General features: G+C 41.7%; 2 tRNA genes. Both read left to right on the top strand.

The annotated features are described in order from the left end of the window. Positions 1-120: 120 nt before the first annotated feature. Positions 121-197, top strand: a tRNA-Ile gene (locus tag C2M32_RS06500). A gap of 113 nt (positions 198-310) precedes the next feature. Next, positions 311-386 (top strand) — tRNA-Ala (locus C2M32_RS06495). The last annotated feature ends 168 nt before the right edge of the window (positions 387-554 follow it).

Here is a 554-nt window from a genome sequence, read left to right as displayed (position 1 = left end):
ACAAGGTAGCCCTAGGGGAACCTGGGGCTGGATCACCTCCTTATACGAATTAGAACAGATTTGTTCGAAGTGTCCACACAGATGATTGTTGATTAGAATTAGAGAACACAAACATTGTTTGGGTCTGTAGCTCAGCTGGTTAGAGCGCACGCCTGATAAGCGTGAGGTCGGTAGTTCAAGTCTACTCAGACCCACCACTTCTTCTCGATGCTGCGTTATAAAGCTCGTCGTTTAGTTGACTAAACGTCCTCACTTTATGCCTAGCCTCAAAAAGAAGCTCGGTTACAAACAATGTACACACCAGTAATGTGGGGCTATAGCTCAGCTGGGAGAGCGCCTGCCTTGCACGCAGGAGGTCAGCAGTTCGATCCTGCTTAGCTCCACCACTTTACTTTTTAAAGATAAACATTCTTCAGGTATATCCTGAGTATGAAGTGTGTTTCTCTTTGAGAAGTTAAATTCTCTTGCTCTTTAAAAATTTGGAAAAGCTGATAATTAAATTCTTATAGATATTCGTATCTATAAAGAGTTTTCAAAAGTAAAACAATGCCAAT

The organism is Pseudoalteromonas sp. T1lg23B, assembly GCF_002964665.1.
Lineage (GTDB): Bacteria > Pseudomonadota > Gammaproteobacteria > Enterobacterales > Alteromonadaceae > Pseudoalteromonas.
Note: the sequence above shows the minus strand (reverse complement) of the source record. Positions and strands in the feature narration are given on the sequence as shown.